The organism is Pseudomonas sp. BRM28 (genome assembly GCF_002939405.1).
GTDB classification, from domain to species: Bacteria; Pseudomonadota; Gammaproteobacteria; order Pseudomonadales; family Pseudomonadaceae; genus Aquipseudomonas; species Aquipseudomonas palmensis.
The window spans coordinates 2,516,065-2,536,256 of the sequence record NZ_PEFV01000001.1; the positions used below are offsets into that span (position 1 = coordinate 2,516,065).

Consider the following 20,192-nt stretch of genomic DNA (forward strand, 5'->3'; position numbering starts at 1 on the left):
ACGTTGTTTACTTTGCCATCAGCGTGTCTACCGCCCGTTTGTGCTCGGCCAATAGCCGACATGGCGCCTAGCCGGGCACGGGTGCTTCAGTGAGGCCAAGTCGAAGGAAGCTCAATGCATCCTTGTAGAGTGGGTGCCATGCGTCGGATGGCTCGCTATGGAGTGGATGCCAGAAAAACCTGAACGCGTGCCCTCCGTCATCCTGGGTAAAGTGAACCCAGGTGTCGGGAAGCTCGTGGGTGACGTGACACTCATGAAATGCCCACACATGCCCGGTTACCTCAGCGCGCCACACGCCAAGATTTCGTCCCACCGTGCCATTAATTCCGGCTTCCTCGAACAGTTCTCGTACAGCAGCGTCTTCACTCGGCTCACCTGGCTCCACACTTCCCTTGACCAACTGCAGGCCCGCCAACGGATGCGCGAACGCCAGAACCTCCAACGTTTCACGGCTGCGCAGCACCACCGGGCAAGCTTTATCCACTGCCATGTTGTTCTCCCCTTGGCTCATTGCTGTTGAGTGTTGAGCGCGTCGAAAGCTGAACGATGTCAGCTGCCTTCAACACTGCACGATCTTAAAGCATCCATCCGGCTCTGCCGGGTTTTTGCCTCCCTCCCACGTTCAGGACAAACCAGGCAGCACACTGATGAACCCTGCCCACATGTTGCAGTTTGTTGCCGCAGCCAGATGCCTGGCCTTGAGGTTGACGCAAATCAAGCCGCCGCCTATAGCGTTCGGGAGACCATGGCGGCACGAAAGGAGCGGATCGACAGCAGGCCAACGCCTCGATCCGCATGCGCCACATTGCATAAGGAGCCCCACATGAGCCCGTTGAAGCACGTACTGGTTGCCACCGATTTGTCCACTTCTGCGCGCAACGCAGCAGAGCGGGCCGCACTCCTGAGCCAGGCGCAGCATGCCGCGCTGGATCTTCTCTACGTTGCCAACCCCGCGCCTTACGAGCGCCTCAAGCAGGTTGTGGTACCCGATGACAACCTGTTGAATCGCGTGCTGGAAAGTGCCGGCGAAAACCTGCGTGCAGTGGCTGCCATGCTGTTCCACCGCTACGCCATCTCCGCTGGCACACAGGTCGCGCCCGGTTCGGTGGCTACCGAAATCACCCGTGTGGTGCAAGACAAACACACCAACCTGCTGGTATGCGGGGCCAAGGGGCAGAACCTGGCGCGCCGCCTGCTGGGCTCCACCGTGCAGCGCATGCTGAGCCGCATGCACTGCCCGATGCTGGTGGTCAAACAGGCCCCGCGCGAGGCGTACCGCCGCGTGCTGGTGCCGGTTGATTTTTCGCCTTCGTCGCTGCGTGCCATCACCCTGGCAAAAGCCGTGGCCCCGCAGGCCGAAATCATTCTGATGCACGCGTTCGAAGCGCCCTTCGAGGGCAGCATGCGCTTTGCCTACATCGACCAGGACACCCTCACGCACTACCGCAACGCCATCAAGAAGGATGCCGTGGAGCAACTTGCGGCCCTGAGCGAAGCCGCCGGCCTGCCCAATGCTCGGCAGATCGTGGCACACGGCGACGCAGCCTGGCGGATCGTGGAAACCGAGCAGGAGCTGGACTGCGACCTGATCGTGGTCGGCAAGCAGGGCGAAAGCGCGCTGGAAGAGCTGCTGGTGGGCAGCGTCACCAAGCACGTGCTGAGCGAATCGCAGTGCGATGTGTTGGTGTCGATCTAGGGGCTGTAGGTAGGGCAGGGGGCCGGAAACGCTTGGCACAGCACACGCGATAACGGTTCTGTCGCAAGCGCCGTGCGGCGTTGGTGGCATCCGCAAGGCCCATGTTGCGGATGATGGCGTAATGGTATTGTTGGCTACCGTTACGCCATTCATCAATCGGCACAGAAGAAGTGCTTCATGATCGACACCGCACAGATGGCCCTTATTCTTGATGCGCTGCCCGACCCTGCCTTCATTCTGTCGCGCAGCGGCAAGTACGTTGCGGTGTTTGGTGGCCGCGACGCGCGTTATTACCACGATGGGTCCGGCCTGATCGGCCTGTATATTTCAGACCTGATCAATGCCGACAAGGCGAACTGGTTTCTGGAGCAGATTGCCAGGGCACTGGCCTCGGGAAACCTGCTGGTCGCCGAGTACGAGCTGAGCAACAGGGACGTGAAGGGCTTGCCCGATGAGGGCCCCAAGGACCCCATCTGGTTCGAAGGGCGCATCCAGGCCCTGAACTTCAGGGTGGACGAAGAGGAGGTCGTGCTGTGGGTCGCCAGCAATATCTCCGAACGGCACACACTGGAAGTCAGGCTCAGGGAACTGAGCGATACCGACCAGCTCACCGGTCTGTTCAACCGCAGAAAGCTCGAACATGACCTGAAACTGCACCACGAGTCCCTGACACGTTATCGCGTGCCGACGTCGGTGTTCCTGTTCGATCTGGACAACCTCAAGAAAATCAATGATACCCAGGGGCATCACGCCGGCGATCAGATCATCCAGGCGGTGGCCGAGATCTGTCGTTGCGCGCTGCGCGCAACGGATTTCGCCTGCCGCCTGGGTGGCGACGAGTTTGTGGTGGGCCTGCCCAATACCGAGCGAGAGCAGGCGCTGCAGCTTGCCGAGCGTCTGCATGAGCGCTTTCGCAAAGAGCTGAGCCGCTATTGGGCAGGCGACACGGTGGTCACCGTGAGCATTGGCGCAACGGCCATGCTGCCCGAGGACCACGCTTACGAGGACACCTTGAAACGGGCCGATCGTGCCCTGTACGTGGCCAAGAGCATGGGCAAGGACCGGATTGTGTGGCTCTGACGCCAGGGTATGGCCAATGTCAGAAAACCCTTGACCTTCCAGACGTGGCAAGTCGGATAAGTACGCGAACGTTGCTTTGCCCCCGCAAAGCAGGTCGACACTCGTGCGAAAGGCCATGTGATGAACGTCAAACGCGTAACCCTTTTCACTGCGGCGCTAAGCGTCGCGCTCACCAGCGTCGGGTGCAAGGAGACGGCACCCGCGACTGAACCCGCCAAGCCTCCCAGTGTTCCGGTAGCCGAGGTGATCGTGCGCCCGGTAACGCCCCATGCCGAATTCACCGGGTCGCTGACCGCGATCAAGCGGGTCGAACTGCGCCCGCGGGTGGCCGGCTATATTCAGGCGGTGAGCGTGCCCGAGGGCCGCATGGTAGAGAAGGGCAGCCAGCTCTTTGTCATCGATCCACGGCCCTTCCAGGCCGCGCTCGACGCCGCCACCGCACGCCTGCAGGAGGCCCGGGCGGCGTGGCTGCTGGCCCAGGCAGACCATGCCCGAGCCCGGCAACTGTATGCGCAAAAGGTCGTTGCGCGGGACCGGCTCGACAGCGCGATTGCGGCGCTCGATGCGGGCCAGGCCCAGGTCGATGCCGCAAAGGCCGCGCTGGACGCTGCAAAGCTCGACCTGAGCTTCACGCGGGTCACCGCACCGATCAGTGGGCGTGTAGGGCAAACCCTGGTCACCGAAGGCAACTACGTCACCAATGGGGTGACGCCACTGACCACCATCGTCTCTGTCGACCCCCTGCATGTGTACTTCGATGTGGACGAGCGCACGTACCTGCGCTCGCTCGCATCAAGCCGGCCTGGCGCGGGCGCGCAGGCGGCGAAGGTGAGTGTGGCGCTGACCACCGACAAGCAGTACGCGCGGCCCGGCCGCGTCGATTTTCTGGCCAACGCCGCCGATCGCAACACCGGCACGCTGCGTGTTCGCGCGGTGGTCGACAACCCCGACGGGCAGCTGACGCCCGGTTTGTTTGCCAAGGTGAAGCTTGAGACCGGCACGCCACAGGCCAGGGTGCTGATCTCGGACCAATCGATTTCGACCGATCAGGGCCGCCGCTACGTACTGGTAGTGGGCAAGGACGACAAGACCCAGTACCGCCCGGTCGAACTCGGCCCGATGGTGGAGGGCCTGCGCGTGATCGAAAAAGGCCTGCAGCCCGGCGAGCGCATCGTGGTCAAGGGCCTGGTGCGCCCGGACATGCAGGTTACGCCGCAGCCCACCTCGATCGAGGGTTCGCCCGTCAAGGCGCAGCAAACCCTGGGGGCGGCGCAATGACATTCCCGCGCTTCTTCATCGATCGTCCCATTTTTGCCATCGTCCTCTCGATACTGATGATGATTGCCGGCATCGTCGCCTTCTTCCAGCTACCGCTGAGCGAGTACCCGGCGGTCACGCCGCCGACCGTGCAGGTGACGGCGTCCTATCCGGGGGCCAACCCCCAGGTAATCGCACAAACCGTGGCCGCGCCACTGGAGCAGGCGATTACCGGGGTCGAGGGCATGCTGTACATGGCGTCGCAGTCTGCCACCGATGGCCGGATGGTACTGACCATCACTTTCGCCCAGGGCACCAATGCCGATATTGCCCAGATCCAGGTGCAGAACCGCGTTTCGCGGGTTCTGCCGCGCCTGCCGGCAGAGGTGCAGCACCAGGGCGTGGTCACCCAGAAGACCTCGTCGGACATGCTGATGGTGGTTCACCTGCTGTCTCCCGACAAACGCTACGACCCGCTCTACATGTCGAACTACGCCTACCTTCAGGTGCGTGATGAACTGTCGCGCCTGCCCGGCATCAGCGATGTGCTGGTGTGGGGCGCCGGGGAGTACAGCATGCGGCTGTGGCTCGACCCGGACCTGATCGCCGCGCGCGGGCTCACCGCAGGCGAGGTGATCGAAGCGGTGCGCGAGCAGAACGTGCAGGTGGCAGCGGGGTCGGTCGGCCAGGCGCCCAACGCCACCGCCGCGTTCCAGGTAACCGTGAACACCCTGGGGCGGCTGACCGATGAGCAGCAGTTTGGCGACATCATCATTCGCACCGGCGGCGACGGTCAGGTCACGCGCCTGCGCGATGTGGCCCGTATCGAGATGGGCGCCGACTCTTACGCACTACGCAGCCTGCTCGATGGCGAACCGGCCGTTGCGCTGCAGATCATCCAGAGCCCGGGCGCCAATGCCCTGGACGTTGCCCAGGCGGTGCGCGAAACCATGCAGCGGCTGGAGGCGAACTTCCCGGCGGGGCTCACCTCGCGCATTGCCTATGACCCCACGGTGTTCGTGCAGGCCTCGCTGGAGTCGGTGGCCATCACCTTGCTGGAGGCGATCATGCTGGTGGTGATCGTGGTGGTGCTGTTTCTGCACAACTGGCGCGCGTCGCTCATCCCGCTGATGGCGGTGCCGGTGTCGCTGGTGGGCACCTTTGCGGTCATGCACCTGATGGGCTTTTCGCTCAACACCCTGTCGTTGTTCGGCCTGGTGCTATCGATCGGGATCGTGGTGGACGATGCCATCGTGGTGGTGGAGAACGTCGAGCGTCATATCGAGAACGGCGAGGCGCCGGCCCAGGCCGCCAGGCTTGCCATGGACGAGGTGACCGGGCCCATCATCGCGATCACCTCGGTGCTGGCTGCGGTGTTCATCCCCACGGCGTTCCTCAGCGGCCTGCAGGGCGAGTTCTATCGCCAGTTCGCGCTCACCATTGCCATCTCGACGATTCTGTCGGCGGTCAATTCGCTGACCCTCAGCCCAGCACTCGCCGGGTTGCTGCTGCAGCCACGCCAGCACGGCATTACGCCCGACCCCCGCAGCCTGCGCGGGCGTGCCCGGCGGTTGCTCGGCACCCTTGGCCGGCCGTTCCAGCGTGCACCGCAGGCCTATGGCAACACGGTGCGCAAGGTGGTCCGGCTCAGCGGCCTGGTGCTTGTGGTGTACGTCGGCCTGCTGGGGTTGACCGCGTTCGGCTTCAATGCCGTGCCGCCGGGCTTTGTACCGATGCAGGACAAGTATTACCTGGTGGCTATCGCCCAGTTGCCCAACGCGTCGTCGCTGGACCGCACCGAAGCGGTGGCCAGGCAGATGTCACAGCTGGCCCTGGCCGAGCCGGGCGTCGAAAGCGTGGTGGCGTTCCCGGGGCTTTCGATCAACGGTTTCGTCAATGTGCCCAACGCCGCGGTGATGTTCATCATGCTCGACCCGTTCAAGGAGCGTGCCTCGCCGGACCTGGCTGCAACCGCCATCGCCGGGCGCCTGCAGGCCAGGTTTGCGGGCATTCCCGATGGTTTTCTTGGGGTGTTCCCGCCACCCCCGGTGCCCGGCCTGGGTGCCACCGGCGGCTTCAAGATGCAGGTCGAGGACCGCAGCGGCGCGGGGCTGGAGGCCCTGGTGCAGCACACCCGCATCCTGATGATGAAGGCCACCGAGTCGGGGCAGTTGGCCGGGCTGATGACCAGCCTCGATATCAATGCACCGCAGCTCGACGTGGTCATCGACCGGGCCCAGGTCAAGAGCCAGGGCGTGCGCCTGACCGATGTGTTCGAGGCGCTGCAGGTGTACCTGGGTTCGCTGTACGTCAACGACTTCAACCGCTTTGGCCGCACCTACAAGGTCACGGCGCAGGCCGACACGGACCACCGCATGCAGGCCGAAGCCATCGGCCGCCTGCAGGTGCGCAATGCGGCCGGGGCCATGCTGCCGTTGTCGGCGTTTGTCAGCGTTACGCCAAGCTCCGGCCCGGACCGGGTGATTCACTACAACGGCTACCCCTCGGCGGACATTGCGGGGGGCGCAATGCCGGGCGTGAGTTCAGGGCAGGCGGTTGCGCTGATGGAGCGTCTGGCTGGGGAAATGCTGCCTGAAGGCATGACCTTCGAATGGACGGACCTGACCTACCAGCAGAAGCTGGCCGGCGATTCGGCGCTGTTCATCTTCCCGCTGTGTGTGTTGCTGGCCTACCTGATTCTGGCGGCGCAGTACAACAGCTGGCTGCTGCCCCTGGCGGTGCTGCTGATTGTGCCGATGTGCCTGTTGAGCGCGATCATCGGGGTGTGGCTGATGGAGGGCGACAACAACGTGTTCGTGCAGATCGGGCTGATCGTGCTGGTGGGCCTGGCCGCCAAGAACGCGATCCTCATCGTCGAGTTCGCCCGCACCCTGGAAGCGCGGGGGGCGAGTGTGCTGGAGGCGGTTGTGGAGGCTTGCCGGTTGCGCCTGCGCCCGATCGTGATGACGTCCCTGGCCTTCGTCGCCGGCGTCGTGCCGCTGGTGCTTGCCAGCGGCGCAGGTGCCGAGATGCGCCAGGCCATGGGGGTGGCGGTGTTTGCCGGCATGCTCGGGGTGACGCTGTTCGGGTTGTTCCTGACCCCGGTTTTCTATGTGGTGATCCGTGGCCTGGCGGCCCGCTTCGAGCGGCACACGCCCACAGCCCAGCCTGCCCTGGAGGAGCGCCGTTCATGAGCCGTTGCTATCGAGCTGTTCTGGTGCCCCTGGCCACCCTCATGCTGCTGGCCGGGTGTGCTGCAGTGGGCCCCGACTACGTTGCGCCGTCGCTGCCGGCAACGCAGCTTCCCGCACGCTTCGATGAGCTGCCTGCCGGGCTTGGCCCCGGTAGCGTCGAGGCCCGGTGGTGGGGTGCCTTTGACGAGCCCGCATTGACCGGGCTGGTGCAGCGGGCGCTTGCCGCCAACCATGACATCGCGATTGCTGCCGTGCGGCTCGAAGAAGCCAGGGCGATGTTGCGCGAAAGCCGCCAGGGTTTCCTTCCGCGTGGCGGCCCTGCGCTCAGCTACGAGAACCGCCGCTGGAGCGAAGTGCAGACACCGGCTGGCCAGTCGCGGCAGAACGAAACCTATCGGGGGGCGGTCGATGCGTCCTGGGAAATCGACCTGTTCGGCCGCGTGCGCCGCTCGGTGGAGGCCGCACGCGCCCAGGCCGGTTCGCGCGAGGCGTTGCTGCGCGGGGTGCAGGCGAGTGTGGCGGCCGAGGTGGCGGCCACCTGGTTCGAGCTGCGGGGCATCGAGGCCGAGTTGGCGGTTGCGGCCGATACCCGCCAAAGCCAGCGCGACAGCCTGAGCATGGTCGAACGCCAGGTGAACGCTGGGGCGGCCACCGAGTTCGACCGGCTGCGGGCCGAGGCCCTGTTGCGCTCGGTCGAGGTGAGCGTGCCCGAGCTGGAGCGTCGGCGTGATGCCTCGGTCAACGCCCTGGCGATCCTGCTGGGCGAGCCGCCGCAGCGGTTCACACCACCGGCCGCCGAGCCTGGGGATCAGGCGCTGGCCCTGCGCACGATCGCCGTCGGCGAGCCCACCGCGTTGCTCTGGAGGCGCTCCGACATTGCCGCGGCAGAACGCGCCCTTGCGGCCGCCACGGCGCAAATCGGGGTCGAGACGGCGGGCCTCTATCCCGAGGTGCAGGTGCAGGGCTCCATCGGTGTGGTCACCGGAAGCCTCGACGGGATGAGTGGCGCGGGCGCGCTGTCGAGCTTTATCGGCCCGATGATTCGCTGGTCGCTGCTGGACACCGGGCGTGTACGTGCCCGGATCGCCGCCAGCGAGGCACGCGCCAGGGAGGCGTTGATCGTGTACGACCAGACGGTAGTGCGCGCGTTGCAGGAAACCGATGATGCCTTCAAGGCCCACGGGGCTGCGAGCAATACCCTGAGGCTGCGATTGCTCGAATCGGCGGCCAACGGTGAGGCGGCGCGGCTTGCCCGGGCGCGGTTCTCGGAGGGCGAGGGCGTCTATCTGGATGTGCTTGAGGCCGAGCGCGCCGATTACGCCAGCCGACGCGCCCTGACCGCTGCACGTACCCGACAACGCCTGGCGGTTGTGGGCATCTACAAGGCGCTGGGTGGTGGCTGGGAAGTCTGCGCGCAGGCCCGGCAGCCGTGCGACGGCGCCTCTCTCTAGCGTTCCATCAGGCAAAAATAATCCCCGAAACCGGGGATTATTTTCATACGGCTTCCACCAGCGTGTTACTGCTGTTCAGTACCGTCGGGCAACGCATAGGCAATGATGTAGTCGCCCACATCAGGCGAATGGCTCATGCCGCCCGCCGAGATCACCACATACTGCTTGCCGGTCGCCGGCGACTGGTAGATCAACGGCGCTGCCACTGCACCTACCGGCAGGCGGGCTTTCCACACCTCTTTGCCGGTGGCCGAGTCCAGGGCCCGCAGGTAGTAGTCCTGGGTGCCGGCAAAGAACACCAGCCCCGAGGCGGTCGAGGTAGGGCCGCCCAGCGTCGGCATGCCCAGCGGGATCGGCAGGTGGGTCTTGAGGCCCAGGGGGCCGGTGTCCTGCACGGTGCCCAGCGGTACCTGCCACACCAGTTTCTGGGTGTTCAGGTCGATGGCGCTCATGCTGCCGAACGGCGGGGTGTTGCACGGCACGCCCAGGGGGGATTGCAGGATGTCGATTTTTACCCCGCCATAGATGCCCGCCACTTGTGGGCGAATCGTGCCCATGAAGCCCGGCACCTCATCGGTGGAAACCTTGAACTTGCTGGTGTTTTCCTTGGTGACCAGCGCCATGCGCAGTGGTACGCGCATGTCGTTGACGAACATCATGCCGGTGTTTTCGTCGATGGAGATGCCACCCCAGTTCATGCCACCCAGCAGGCCCGGCCATTCGATGTAGGGCTTTTCGGTCGGCGGGGTGAAGGGGCCCACGTACACCGAGTCCTTGAACATGATGCGGCAGTACAGCTGGTCGAAGGTGCTCACGCCCCACATGGACTTCTCGGTCAGGGGCTCGGCACCAATCACCGGCATGCCCACCGAGTGCGGTTGGGTCGGTGCCAGGTGTTCGCCTTCGGCGGCGGGGGATGTCGGTACGGGCAGCTCCTGAACTTCAGTCACCGGCTGGCCGGTGCGGCGGTCCAGCACGAAGATGTTGCCGGTCTTGGTGGTCTGGATCAGCACCGGGGTCTTCTCGCCCTGGGCGTTCTTGATGTCGTACAGCACCGGTTGCGAGGGCAGGTCGTAGTCCCACACGTCGTGGTGTACGGTCTGGTACACCCACTTGGCCTTGCCGGTCGAGGCATCGACGGCCACCACGGCCGAGCCGTACTTTTCCTTGGCCTGGTTGCGGTCGCCACCCCAGTAGTCGGGTGGGCCGTTGCCAGTGGGCAGGTACACCAGGTTCAGTGCCTTGTCGTAGGTGGGCACGGTCCACACGTTGGGGGTTTCCAGGGTGAACTGGTGGTCGCTGGCGGTTGCGTCCTGGCCTTCAGGCGCACCGATGTCCCATGCCCACACCAGCGCACCGGTCAGCACGTCGAAGGCACGCACGGCGCCCGACGGCTCCTTGGCGACGATGTCGCGCACCCAGCCGCCGACCACGGTGAGGTGGCCCATTACCACGGGCAGGGAGGTGGGGTGGTAGCGCTTGCTGTTCTCGGTGGGGCCCATGCCTTTTTTCAGGTCGACATAACCGTTGTCGCCAAAGCTCGGGCACAGGGTGCCGGTGTGTGCGTCCAGGGCAAACAGGCGGGCGTCGACCGACGACACCAGGATGCGCTGGCGGCACTGCTGCTCGCCATACGAGGCCTTGACCTCGGCGCTCAGGCTGTCGTCCTTGTCGATGTCGTGGTAGCCCACGCCGCGGCACGTCACGTGCTCGGCGCTGCGCGCGTGCGGGTCGAACTTCCAGATCGGCTTGCCCGTGTCGGCGTCGAGGGCGGTGATCAGGTTTTCTGGCGTGCATGAATACAGCACGTTGCCGATCTGCAGCGGGGTGTTCTCGTCCACGCCGGCACCGGCGCCCGTGGTTCTGCGGCCGGTGCGGTAGATCCAGGCCACTTGCAGGTCCTTGACGTTCGCCGGGGTGATCTGGCTGAACGGCGCAAAGCGCGTGCCCGAGGCGTTGCGGCCGAAGAACTCCCAGTTTTCCGGCGCGGCGGGGGCTTCGGTTGGCGCAGGCTTGGCGGTAGAGGCGAGCGGGGTGGAGATTGCACCGTGCGGGTAGAACGCCGCCACGAAGGTCGCGATCAGCCCCGCGAACACCGCAAAGCCGAAGCGGTTGGCCAGGCGTCGGGTGCTTGCCGAGGTGCCGGGCAAGGCTGCGCCGACCCACAGGCTGAGGGTCAGGATGATTGCCGGTACCACCAGGCGTGGCAGCAGCTCCCAGTAGCTGAACTGGCCGACTTCGTAGAATGCCCACACACAGGTTGCCAGGGCGATGGCTACCGAAAGGGCGATGCCGGCGCTTTTGCGCAGGAACATCAGCGCTGCCAGCAGCAGGTATGCAACGCCTGCGATCAGGTAGTAAGGCGAGCCATCGAGTGCTACCAGTTTGAAGCCGCCGTAGATCATCGCCAGCGATACGAGCAGCACCAGCAAGGCAAACAGCACCCTTGCGGTGGTGCCGAGTGCAAACTTCCGAGTTTGCGGTTGATGGTCATCCGTCATTTTTTTCATACGTTCCGTTAGTCAATGGAAAGTGCACGCAAGCTCTGCGCAGGGGTCAAGGCATTCAGTCGGCAGCGGTAAAGATCGAACCCGTGGGGTGTGGCGATCAGCGCGCAAGGGCGTGCGCGATCATTCGATACGGGGGGCGCCGAAGGCTCTGGGAAAGGGTGTTGGCGTTGGGATGGCCTTTGCGGAGTCGGCGCGGTAGGGCTGCCTGAAAACGGTGGCCAGTTTAGGCGGGCGAGGCGGGGCGGATAAATGCTCAAGGTCGAAAAGCATTGTTGGGGAAACAGTAACAATGGGGACGGTCGGTAGGCCGCGTGTGCGGCCCGCGGAACGAAAGGGAGGCAGCTGTACGCGGGTTAGCAGACCAGGAATCAAGGACCCCGGCGCGCATGAATGCGCCCCGCGTACAGTCGCCATAACACCCGACGACAAAGGGTGACGGCCGTAAGCAGGATGGTAGACCGGGACTCCAGGAACCCAGCGCGCACGACTGCGCCCTGCGTACAGCCGTCATAAAACGAAACAGCGGGTGCAAAAAGGTGTCAGCTGAGACGGATGGACGCTTGCACGTCCTAAGGTACTCGGGCTAGCAAACCTGGTTGCTGGATTTACAGCGGCCCGGAAAGGGTAACGGGGCTTGGGTGGGCATTCAAGGTTTTGAATGGGGGAAAGGGGGGGCTTCCATCTCGGCGTTGGTGCACCCGCTATCCCGACCTATGCTGCGTTTAAGATCAATGGCTTAGGGCGTAAAGAGTGCAATGCGTTTAAAAAACGGTGTGAGCCTTCGACCTGATTCTGATAACGAAAGTATGCAGCTATAGATCGGTAGCCCACCTTTGCAACAGGTCACCACAACCCAAAGCAGGCATATTGGCTTCTGGATCAGTAGGTAGCCCCCGCCAGTCCTAAAATCGAGACGGCGGTTCATTTCCAGCTTTGATCTGTAAAAAGACATGGTCTGGATCTGCCTGGCACCAATATCTGAACAGAAGGCGAGGTTCGGTATCCCCAAAATACTGACTCAGGAGGCTCTCGGCGGGGATTAACAATTTAGTTTCTGGCCATTGCTGAGCTAAAACACCTATGTGTTTGCCAGACGAACAAATAATCCACGTCGCCTTGCATCCACTGATGTCAGGCAGGTAACCCATACCTTGGATCGCTTCGAACAAAGCGCGCAGTGTTACTGCTGGATCAAGCCTGATTGATGTCCTGTGACTTTCCAGATCATCCCCTGCATGCACGCTATCCCGATCAATTTGAATGACCAACATGAATGTTCCTTTTTAGCGTTGTGAGATTACTAGAATGCCAGCGTAGGAATGCCAGCTATCTGTCTACAGTCCGCTTCTGGCCGATTGCGGCCGTTAACCACCGGCAGCATTGGGTCCGTTAGCGACGGCCGAAACCGTGTTTGCCCAGTAATCTCGAATCGCACTCGCCGCTGCGTTTTCTCCAGCATCACCGTGGCTGTTGATGACCCTCTATGAAGGACGGGCAGTTGTTTGTTCTTCTGCACCTTCAACTGCTGAACAGCCCGACAACCCCTCCAACTGCACATACTCAATGCGGTGCCGTCCGTTGTTTTTAGCCGCATAGAGCTGCTGGTCCACGGCTTTGATGAAGTCTGTAGGCCTGTCCCGCTCGCCTGGTACCACCGAACCCGCGCCTATGCTGACCGTCAGGCGGTGGTCATGTGGCGATAGCGCATGCACGATGGACTGCTTGTGGATCAACCGCTGGCAGCGCTCAGCCACTTTACGCGCCACCTCGGCATCGGCTTCGGGCAGCAGCACGATAAATTCTTCGCCGCCATAGCGAGCCACAAGGTCGCGTGGGCCATCCAACGCCAAACTCAGGGTCTGGGCAATCGCTATCAAACATTTGTCGCCTTGAATATGGCCGTACAAATCGTTGTACTGCTTGAAAAAATCGACGTCCAGCAACAGCAGCGACAATGGCCGGCGCTCGCGGCGCGCACGTTCCCACTCCAACTCGAAACAGCTGTCGAAGCGACGACGGTTGGCGATATTCGTCAGGCCGTCCTTGAACGAGAGCACCTCCAGTTCCTTCTGCAAACTCAGCAACTGGTCTTCGGTCTTCTTGCGTTCGCTGATGTCGAACATGAAGCCGATCAGTGCTTCGACTTCGCCCCTGTCATTGCGCACCACGTGCACAACGTCGCGGATCCACACATAGCCGTTGTCCTTGGTCAGCGCTCGGTAGTCTGCCTCGTGGTCCACGCCAGCCTTGGATTGCGTCACGCAGAAGTTCACCACATGCTCGCGATCTTCTGCATGCATGCGCATGGCCCAGTCTTCCACGCTCACCCAACTATCAGGGCTCCAGCCCAGCAACGCCTCGATCTGAGGGCCGATGTAGGTGAACTTCATCGAGGCCCAGTCAATCTTCCAGGGAATCGCCTTGGTCGACTCCAGAAGGGTTCTGTACACCTCACTGTCATTGATAAGCTCGCTTGCATCGGACATACACGATAGCCCTCGGAACCCTATGGATAAGCCACTTTAGCAGCCCTGGCAGGGCAAGTACTGCGTACCGAGCCATGGGTCGGTACATGGCGACATGGAAGAGGTTGCGGGCACGCTGAAAGCCCTTCGTATTCTGCTACTCATCTGTCTTGGTCGTCAGATCACTGGCCACTTCCTTGGCCAGCGCCATAAACGCCCGGGCAGCCGCGGATTGATAGACATTCTTGCGCTGCATCAAGACCGCTGTACGCTCTAGCCGATGCGGCCCCAACTCGACAGACACCAACTCTGGGTGCTCCTGCGCTAGGGCGGCGGGCAGCAAGGTCGACAGCGTGGTTCTGCGCACTACCTCAATCAACGCACCAATTACATTGGCCTCCATCACCACACGCGGGCGAATGCCGTGCTGGTTGCAATAGCGGTCGATCTGTTCGCGGGTGGCGAACGCTTTGCTGAGCAGAATCAGCGACTGCGCATTCAGCGTCTCCAGGCCGACAGCCCGCGCCCCGGCCAGCGGGTGTCGGCTACCAACGACCAGGGCAAGCGTTTCAACCAGCAGCGGATAGGCTTCGATGTCTGGCGCATGCACCTCATCAAACGCAATCCCCACATCCAGTTCGTCCCTCAGCAGCAGGTTCTCCATCTGCTCCTGGGCCAGTTCATGCACGTTCAGCGTGATGTTCGGGTAACGGCTGTGAAAGGCTTCCACCAACGGCCCGACCAGGTAGGTCGTGAAGGTTGGCGTCACCGCTATGCGCAGCGTCCCTCGACTGAGATCGCCCACATCATGGATCGCCCGCTTGCCTTCGCGCAGCTCCTGCGCCGCCCGCAATGCATAACGCAGGTACACCTGCCCGGCATCGGTCAGGCGTGTTTTGCGCCCTGAGCGATCAAACAACTGCGCCCCGAGGCTTTCCTCCAGCTGGCGAACTTGCTGCGACAGCGCGGGCTGCGAAACATGCAGTGCCGCCGCGGCACTGGTAAAGCCCTGATGTTCGGCGACCGCAAGAAAATACTGAATATGGCGCGCCAGCATGCCTGTACCTATAAGTTTATCTGATGAAGATAATCATATATGAGACTTTTACCTTATTGCACGGCCTCCGTAACCTTTGCCTCATCGCATCGCGAACCAACGGAGTCAACCATGCAAGACATCATCGACGGTTTCCTTAAATTCCAGCGCAATGCCTTTCCTGAACGTGCCGGCCTGTTCAAAGACCTGGCCAACCAGCAGAGCCCGCGGGCGCTGTTCATCTCCTGCTCCGACAGCCGGCTGGTGCCGGAGCTGGTCACACAGCGTGAGCCGGGCGACCTGTTCGTCATCCGCAATGCGGGCAACATCGTGCCGTCCTACGGCCCTGAGCCAGGCGGTGTGTCCGCCTCGGTGGAGTACGCGGTCGCAGCCTTGAAAGTCAGCGACATCGTGATCTGCGGGCATTCCGACTGCGGCGCCATGACCGCCATCGCCACCTGCAAATGCCTGGACAACATGCCCGCCGTGGCCGGCTGGTTGCGCTACGCCGATTCCGGTCGGGTGGTCAACGAGGCCCGCCAGCATGTCGACCAGCATGCCAAGGTCGCCTCGATGGTGCGTGAAAACGTCATCGCGCAGTTGGCCAATATCCAGACACACCCCTCGGTACGCCTCGCGCTGGAAGAAAAGCGCGTGACGTTGCATGGCTGGGTCTACGACATCGAAAGCGGCTGCATCCAGGCCTTCGACAGCCGCACCGGCAAGTTCGTGTCGCTGGCCGAAAGCCCTACCGTTTGCGTTGCTACCCACTAACCCTCGTTTCTACCCACGGAGATATCCCCATGATCCAATCACAAATCAGCCAAGACACTCGCCTTGCCCTGACCGACGTCATCCTGTTGGCCAAGGCCCGCAAAGACCTGTCGTTCGCTCAGATTGCAGAAGGCACCGGCCTGCACGAAGCTTTTGTCACCGCCGCCTTGCTTGGTCAGCACCCGCTGCCGGCCAACGCAGCCCAGGTGGTTGCCGACACCCTGGGCCTCGACGCCGATGCCGTGCTCCTGCTGCAAAGCATTCCGCTGCGCGGCAGCATCGGCAACGGCATTCCTACCGACCCGACCATCTACCGCTTCTACGAAATGATTCAGGTCTACGGCACCACGCTCAAGGCGCTGGTTCACGAGAAGTTCGGCGACGGCATCATCAGCGCCATCAACTTCAAACTGGACGTCAAGAAGGTCGATGACCCAGACGGCGGCTCCCGCGCGGTGATCACCCTGGATGGCAAGTACCTGCCGACCAAACCGTTCTGATCACCCCACCCAGGGGCCCGGCGCTGCATGGCTGCCGGGCTCCATGTTCTTGAAAATGTGGAGGAGGGCCTCTGAACATGAAGGCGTTACCTGTACTGATAGCGAGCTTTTTCTGTGCTGCGGCGATGGCCGACGAACCGATACCGGTTGAGCAATACAGCTATGCCCAGCACCTGGACATCGCCCGCGTCATTTCCATCAGCGAAGTCGCGCACGTCTGCGCCGTGGTACCTGTGCTCATGACGTATGAAGACTCCAAGGGCCAGAAACACATTCTTGAATACCGAGTGATGGGTAACGGCTGTTCCAACGGTTGAGCTGCCCATGGTTCGTTTTTTACCGATGCGCCTTGGGGCAGCATCATAGAGGGCCAACGTCATGGATCTGATCTTTCGCAATGTGCGCATCGACGATACAAAACCGCTGATGGACGTAGCGGTGCACCACGGCAAGATTGTCGAGATCGCGCCGACAATTTCAGTGCAGGCCGTGCAGGAAATCCAGGGCCACGGCCACGTGCTGATCCCGGGCTTTGTCGAAGGGCACCTGCACCTGGAAAAAGCCAACATCATGCACCGCAAGGCCAATCGCTCCGGCACGTTGAAGGAGGCGATAGCGGTTACCGCCGAGCTCAAACCCACGTTGACTCGCGACGACATTCTCGCGCGCTCCACTCAAGCACTACGTGCGTTGGTGCAGTCCGGCACTACCCACGTACGCGCCCACGCCGAATTCGACCCGGTGCAAGGCTTCACCGGCTTTGATGTGGTGCTGGAGCTGCGCGACAAGCTGCGCGACGCCATCGACATCCAGGTGGTGGCCTTCCCGCAGGAGGGAATACTGAAACTGCCGGGCATGCAGGCAATGATGGTTGAGGCCATGGAGAGGGGCGCAGATGTAGTGGGCGGCATTCCCTACAACGACGACTCGGCCCATGACCACATCGACTATGTATTCAACCTGGCCAGGCGCTACGGCAAGGACATCGACTTCCATCAGGACTTCGCCGACAACGCCGAGCACATGACCATTGAGTACCTGGCGCGCAAGACCATCGAGCAAGGCTATCAAGGGCGCGTATGCGTCGGTCACCTGACCAGCCTGGGTGCCGTGGCGCCGCACAAACAGCGGGAGATCATTGCCTTGATTCGCGAGGCCGGCATCAGCGTCATGTGCCTGCCCGCCACCGACTTGCACCTCGGTGCGCGCGGCGACAGCCATGACGTGCGCCGTACCCTGACGCCGGTGCGGGCCCTGCGTGATGGCGGCGTGAATGTGTGCCTTGCAACCAACAATATTCGCAACGCATTCACCCCGTTTGGCACCGGCGACTTGCTCAACATCGCGCAATTGGCGATTCCGGCCTGTCACCTGGGCGGGGCGGATGACCAGGCCACGGTACTGTCGATGCTCACTACCCATCCGGCGAAAGCGCTAGGGTTGAAGGATTATGGGTTGGTGCCGGGTGCGCCTGCTGACGTGGTGTTGCTGGAGACGCATTCGGTGGGTGACGTGATTCTCGACCTGCCCACACGGTTGATGGTGCTCAAGCGCGGGAAGATCGTGGCGACGTCGGCCTGTCAGCGTTCGGTGGCTTTCTGATCCAGTTCGATGCAAGCGACTGGTCGTGGGGAGCTGTTACTTCGCTCGCCCACCACCTGGTTCACCCAGCGCGAGCTGCCTGGCCGTTCAACATGAAAATCGTGGTGAGCATAGGGTCCATCCAAGCGGCCGTTACAGCCGCTTGAAATCGTCCTGCCGACCACTGCTCACGGCTAGTTCTCGTAGCGCAGCGTGACGGCAAAGTTGCGGGGTTCGCCGTAATAGTTTCCGGTGTCCTGGCTGAAAATCGCGGTGTAGTACTTCTCGTCGAAAACGTTGTTGAGGTTCAACTGAACGCTCAGGTTCTGGTCGATCCGGAAGTTGGCATTCAAGTCCACAAGGTTGTAGGCACTCTGCGAAATACTGTTCAGGTACAGCTTGCTCTGATGGTACACGCTGGTCCCGACTCGCCATTGGTCCAGGCTACCTGGCAACTGGTAGGTGGTGGCGGCCTTGAACAGTCGCTGTGGCGAGTTCTCTGTGCCATAGGTGTCACCCTTCCTGCTACCCGCCACGTATTTTGGATGGCTGTAGGTGTAGCCCATGGAGGCATTCCACCCGGGCATCAACTCGCCCGAGACCTCGGCATCGAACCCGCGGTTTCGTACTTTGGCGCCCTCGGTGTAGCACCGCGAATCGCGCGTGGGCCCACACACGCGCCCAGCCTCGGGCACGACCTGCGCAAGGCCTGTCTGATCCACCTGGAACAGAGCCAGGGAGGTATTGAGCCTGCCATCGAACAGTTCGTTTTTTACGCCCACTTCGTAGTTGCTGCCCGTTGTGGGTTCGAGCAGTTTGTTGTCGACGCTGTAGTTGCTCTGCATCTTGTAGATCTCGGTATAGCTGGCATACACCGAGGTAGTGTCATTGACGTCGTAGACGATGCCGCCATAGGGGATGATCTTGCGGTTTTCCCTGAAGCGGTCCGTCTCCCACGGGCCCTGGGTGTCGTAGTCGACCCAACTCAAGCGGCTGCCCAGGATCACGTGCAGATCATCGAATGGGTTCAGGCGAGTGGCTGCATAGATCCCCTTGTCCTTGCGCACATGTCGACTGGGCGTCAGGCTGCCGACTATCTGCGGTTTCGGGAATGTCGAGGTATCGAAGTCCAGAATGTCGACGATAGGGTTCACGCTGGACGAGCCTGTGACGTATTGCAGCCTGTCACGCCGCAAGTTGGTACCGATCACCACCTCGTGCTTGCGCCCCAGCAGGTTGAACGCACCGTTGAGCGCCGCGTCGAGATTGATCTGTTCATCATCGTAGCGGGCGCTGTTCGGCCAGTACTGCATCGTCGAGTCGGTGTCCTTGGTGTGGTACCCAACCTGAGCGAGAAAATCCGAATTGGACCAAATCAGGTTGGTGGCGACGGTGAGGTTCCAGTCCTCATTGAAGCTGTGCTTGATATCGGCAAAGACGTTGCGGTTGATCTTGTCCAGGTACGCCCACTTTCCAGCGAACGACTTCGATCGCGAGAAGTTGTATGAGCTGCCATCCAGGTGGGTAGGCAAACCGCCCCAATCGTAGCCGCCACTGTTGTCCTGCTGGAAGGACGCCCCCACTGCAACCGTGGTCGAGTCATTCAGGTCGACTTCGCCGATGGCGTAGAACAGTTGGTTGTCCTTGTCAGCGTAGTCCTGATAGCTGTTTCGACTGTTGTACATCAGGACCGTACGGCCACGCACGGTGCCCTCTGCGTTCAAGGGGCCGCCAACGTCGAGTTGCGTGCGGTAGTTGTCCCACGAGCCAGCACCGATCTCTGCCTTGAGCCGGTATTCACGTGTCGGTCGCTTGCGAACCATGTTGATGGCCGCAGACGGATTACCTGCCCCTTGCATCAGGCCGTTTGCGCCTCGGACAATCTCCACCCGGTCATACATGGCCATGTTGTTCACCGACATGACGTCCATCGAGAAGCTTTCCGTGACGCTGCTCGGCAGGCCGTCGAATTGCAGGTCGTCGACCTGGAACCCTCGCGAGTAGTAAAGCGGACGCTCAGTGCCGAACCCCTTGACCGTGCTGATGCCCGTGGCTGCCCTTGCAACGTCTTCCAGGGACTGCATGTTCTGGTCGTCCATCTGCTGACGCGTGACGACGCTGATCGACTGCGGCGTTTCGCGCAGCGAGAGATTCATCCGCGTCGCTGTGGTGGTGTTACCTGTGGTGTACGACCCCGAGTCCTCGGTGATGGCGCCCAGCCCCGAGCCTGTCACGTTGGTCGCGTCCAGTTGCAATGAACCCGACGGTGCAACCGGCAGCAGCACATAGCTGTTGTCCCCACCTGCAACCGCCTGCAACCCGGACCCGCTCAGCAACACGGCAAAGCCCTGGTCGATGCTGTAGCGGCCATTGATGCCCCGGCTCTGTTTGCCTTCGGTCAGCCCGTTGTCGAACGACAGCACCACGCCTGCTTCGGTGGCAAAGCTGTTCAGCACAGTGGCCAGCGCCCCGGCTTCAATGGCAAATTCCTGCTGATGCAGCGTACGGGCTGTTACCTGGCCTTCAGCAGCGTGGCCAAGTGCTGGAGTGGCCATCAACAACGATGCGCCAAGTAGGGCAAGGCATAGCGCGCTTGGGGTGTTCAACGTGGCGGTGCAGAAGCCTGGAAGGGGATGCTGCATGCTTAC

The 20,192-nt window shown here is 62.1% G+C and carries 15 protein-coding genes; 9 read left to right on the forward strand and 6 right to left on the reverse strand.

What is annotated here, in order from left to right:
* Nucleotides 1-67: 67 nt before the first annotated feature.
* The gene (locus CR917_RS12030) at nt 68-490 is read right to left on the reverse strand and encodes an NUDIX domain-containing protein (RefSeq protein WP_104572328.1); all 423 of its coding nucleotides are present in this window, start codon (nt 488-490) and stop codon (nt 68-70) included.
* Nucleotides 491-823: 333 nt separating this feature from the next.
* Between CR917_RS12030 and CR917_RS12035 the strand changes: the two genes are divergently transcribed.
* From CR917_RS12035 to CR917_RS12055, 5 genes are all read left to right on the forward strand, one after another.
* Nucleotides 824-1,696, forward strand: coding sequence for a universal stress protein (locus CR917_RS12035; RefSeq protein ID WP_058540078.1), 873 nt, complete (start codon nt 824-826; stop codon nt 1,694-1,696).
* A gap of 177 nt (nt 1,697-1,873) precedes the next feature.
* Entirely contained in the window at nt 1,874-2,776 is a 903-nt protein-coding gene (locus tag CR917_RS12040) for a GGDEF domain-containing protein (RefSeq protein ID WP_100632841.1), read from the forward strand.
* Between the two features lie 120 nt (nt 2,777-2,896).
* The gene (locus tag CR917_RS12045; RefSeq protein WP_104572329.1) at nt 2,897-4,054 is read left to right on the forward strand and encodes an efflux RND transporter periplasmic adaptor subunit; all 1,158 of its coding nucleotides are present in this window, start codon (nt 2,897-2,899) and stop codon (nt 4,052-4,054) included.
* Nucleotides 4,051-7,227, forward strand: coding sequence for an efflux RND transporter permease subunit (locus tag CR917_RS12050; RefSeq protein WP_104572330.1), 3,177 nt, complete (start codon nt 4,051-4,053; stop codon nt 7,225-7,227). The genes CR917_RS12045 and CR917_RS12050 overlap by 4 nt, the downstream gene beginning before the upstream one ends.
* Nucleotides 7,224-8,678 (forward strand): efflux transporter outer membrane subunit, encoded by a 1,455-nt coding sequence (locus tag CR917_RS12055; RefSeq protein ID WP_104572331.1) that lies wholly within the window; start codon nt 7,224-7,226, stop codon nt 8,676-8,678. Before CR917_RS12050 ends, CR917_RS12055 begins: the two co-directional genes overlap by 4 nt.
* Before the next feature lie 65 nt (nt 8,679-8,743).
* Here the strand turns inward: CR917_RS12055 and CR917_RS12060 are convergent, their stop codons facing one another.
* The 4 genes from CR917_RS12060 to cynR all read right to left on the reverse strand — a co-directional run bounded on the left by CR917_RS12060 (nt 8,744) and on the right by cynR (nt 14,710).
* Nucleotides 8,744-11,179 (reverse strand): membrane-bound PQQ-dependent dehydrogenase, glucose/quinate/shikimate family, encoded by a 2,436-nt coding sequence (locus CR917_RS12060; protein WP_104572332.1) that lies wholly within the window; start codon nt 11,177-11,179, stop codon nt 8,744-8,746.
* A 911-nt stretch (nt 11,180-12,090) separates the two neighbouring features.
* The gene (locus CR917_RS12065; protein ID WP_104572333.1) at nt 12,091-12,459 is read right to left on the reverse strand and encodes a hypothetical protein; all 369 of its coding nucleotides are present in this window, start codon (nt 12,457-12,459) and stop codon (nt 12,091-12,093) included.
* A gap of 210 nt (nt 12,460-12,669) precedes the next feature.
* On the reverse strand, nt 12,670-13,674 hold the full coding sequence (locus tag CR917_RS12070) for a sensor domain-containing diguanylate cyclase (protein WP_104572334.1): 1,005 nt from the start codon (nt 13,672-13,674) through the stop codon (nt 12,670-12,672).
* 136 nt (nt 13,675-13,810) lie between these two features.
* Entirely contained in the window at nt 13,811-14,710 is a 900-nt protein-coding gene (gene cynR, locus CR917_RS12075) for a transcriptional regulator CynR (protein WP_104572335.1), read from the reverse strand.
* A 111-nt stretch (nt 14,711-14,821) separates the two neighbouring features.
* On the opposite strand from cynR, the gene CR917_RS12080 reads away from it, so the two are divergent.
* The 4 genes from CR917_RS12080 (at nt 14,822) to CR917_RS12095 (ending at nt 17,565) form a co-directional block, all read left to right on the forward strand.
* Nucleotides 14,822-15,463: a carbonic anhydrase gene (locus tag CR917_RS12080; RefSeq protein WP_043861411.1), complete on the forward strand. Its 642-nt coding sequence runs from the start codon at nt 14,822-14,824 to the stop codon at nt 15,461-15,463.
* A gap of 29 nt (nt 15,464-15,492) precedes the next feature.
* On the forward strand, nt 15,493-15,963 hold the full coding sequence (gene cynS / locus CR917_RS12085; protein WP_043861410.1) for a cyanase: 471 nt from the start codon (nt 15,493-15,495) through the stop codon (nt 15,961-15,963).
* Between the two features lie 77 nt (nt 15,964-16,040).
* Nucleotides 16,041-16,280 carry a DUF2790 domain-containing protein gene (locus tag CR917_RS12090; protein ID WP_058540084.1) on the forward strand — a complete coding sequence of 80 codons (240 nt, stop codon included), beginning with the start codon at nt 16,041-16,043 and terminating at the stop codon, nt 16,278-16,280.
* 61 nt (nt 16,281-16,341) lie between these two features.
* On the forward strand, nt 16,342-17,565 hold the full coding sequence (locus CR917_RS12095; protein WP_104572336.1) for an amidohydrolase family protein: 1,224 nt from the start codon (nt 16,342-16,344) through the stop codon (nt 17,563-17,565).
* A gap of 173 nt (nt 17,566-17,738) precedes the next feature.
* On the opposite strand, the gene CR917_RS12100 is transcribed toward CR917_RS12095, so the two are convergent.
* Nucleotides 17,739-20,186 (reverse strand): TonB-dependent receptor, encoded by a 2,448-nt coding sequence (locus CR917_RS12100; protein ID WP_256589660.1) that lies wholly within the window; start codon nt 20,184-20,186, stop codon nt 17,739-17,741.
* Nucleotides 20,187-20,192 lie beyond the last annotated feature (6 nt).

Coding starts and splice junctions, on each gene's coding strand:
- CR917_RS12035 (WP_058540078.1), top strand. CDS start 824: ATGAGCCCGTTGAAGCACGTACTGGTTGCCACCGATTTGTCCACTTCT.
- cynR (WP_104572335.1), bottom strand. CDS start 14,710: ATGCTGGCGCGCCATATTCAGTATTTTCTTGCGGTCGCCGAACATCAG.
- CR917_RS12030 (WP_104572328.1), bottom strand. CDS start 490: ATGGCAGTGGATAAAGCTTGCCCGGTGGTGCTGCGCAGCCGTGAAACG.
- CR917_RS12080 (WP_043861411.1), top strand. CDS start 14,822: ATGCAAGACATCATCGACGGTTTCCTTAAATTCCAGCGCAATGCCTTT.
- CR917_RS12090 (WP_058540084.1), top strand. CDS start 16,041: ATGAAGGCGTTACCTGTACTGATAGCGAGCTTTTTCTGTGCTGCGGCG.
- CR917_RS12040 (WP_100632841.1), top strand. CDS start 1,874: ATGATCGACACCGCACAGATGGCCCTTATTCTTGATGCGCTGCCCGAC.
- CR917_RS12055 (WP_104572331.1), top strand. CDS start 7,224: ATGAGCCGTTGCTATCGAGCTGTTCTGGTGCCCCTGGCCACCCTCATG.
- CR917_RS12050 (WP_104572330.1), top strand. CDS start 4,051: ATGACATTCCCGCGCTTCTTCATCGATCGTCCCATTTTTGCCATCGTC.
- CR917_RS12095 (WP_104572336.1), top strand. CDS start 16,342: ATGGATCTGATCTTTCGCAATGTGCGCATCGACGATACAAAACCGCTG.
- cynS (WP_043861410.1), top strand. CDS start 15,493: ATGATCCAATCACAAATCAGCCAAGACACTCGCCTTGCCCTGACCGAC.
- CR917_RS12065 (WP_104572333.1), bottom strand. CDS start 12,459: ATGTTGGTCATTCAAATTGATCGGGATAGCGTGCATGCAGGGGATGAT.
- CR917_RS12045 (WP_104572329.1), top strand. CDS start 2,897: ATGAACGTCAAACGCGTAACCCTTTTCACTGCGGCGCTAAGCGTCGCG.
- CR917_RS12070 (WP_104572334.1), bottom strand. CDS start 13,674: ATGTCCGATGCAAGCGAGCTTATCAATGACAGTGAGGTGTACAGAACC.
- CR917_RS12100 (WP_256589660.1), bottom strand. CDS start 20,186: ATGCAGCATCCCCTTCCAGGCTTCTGCACCGCCACGTTGAACACCCCA.
- CR917_RS12060 (WP_104572332.1), bottom strand. CDS start 11,179: ATGACGGATGACCATCAACCGCAAACTCGGAAGTTTGCACTCGGCACC.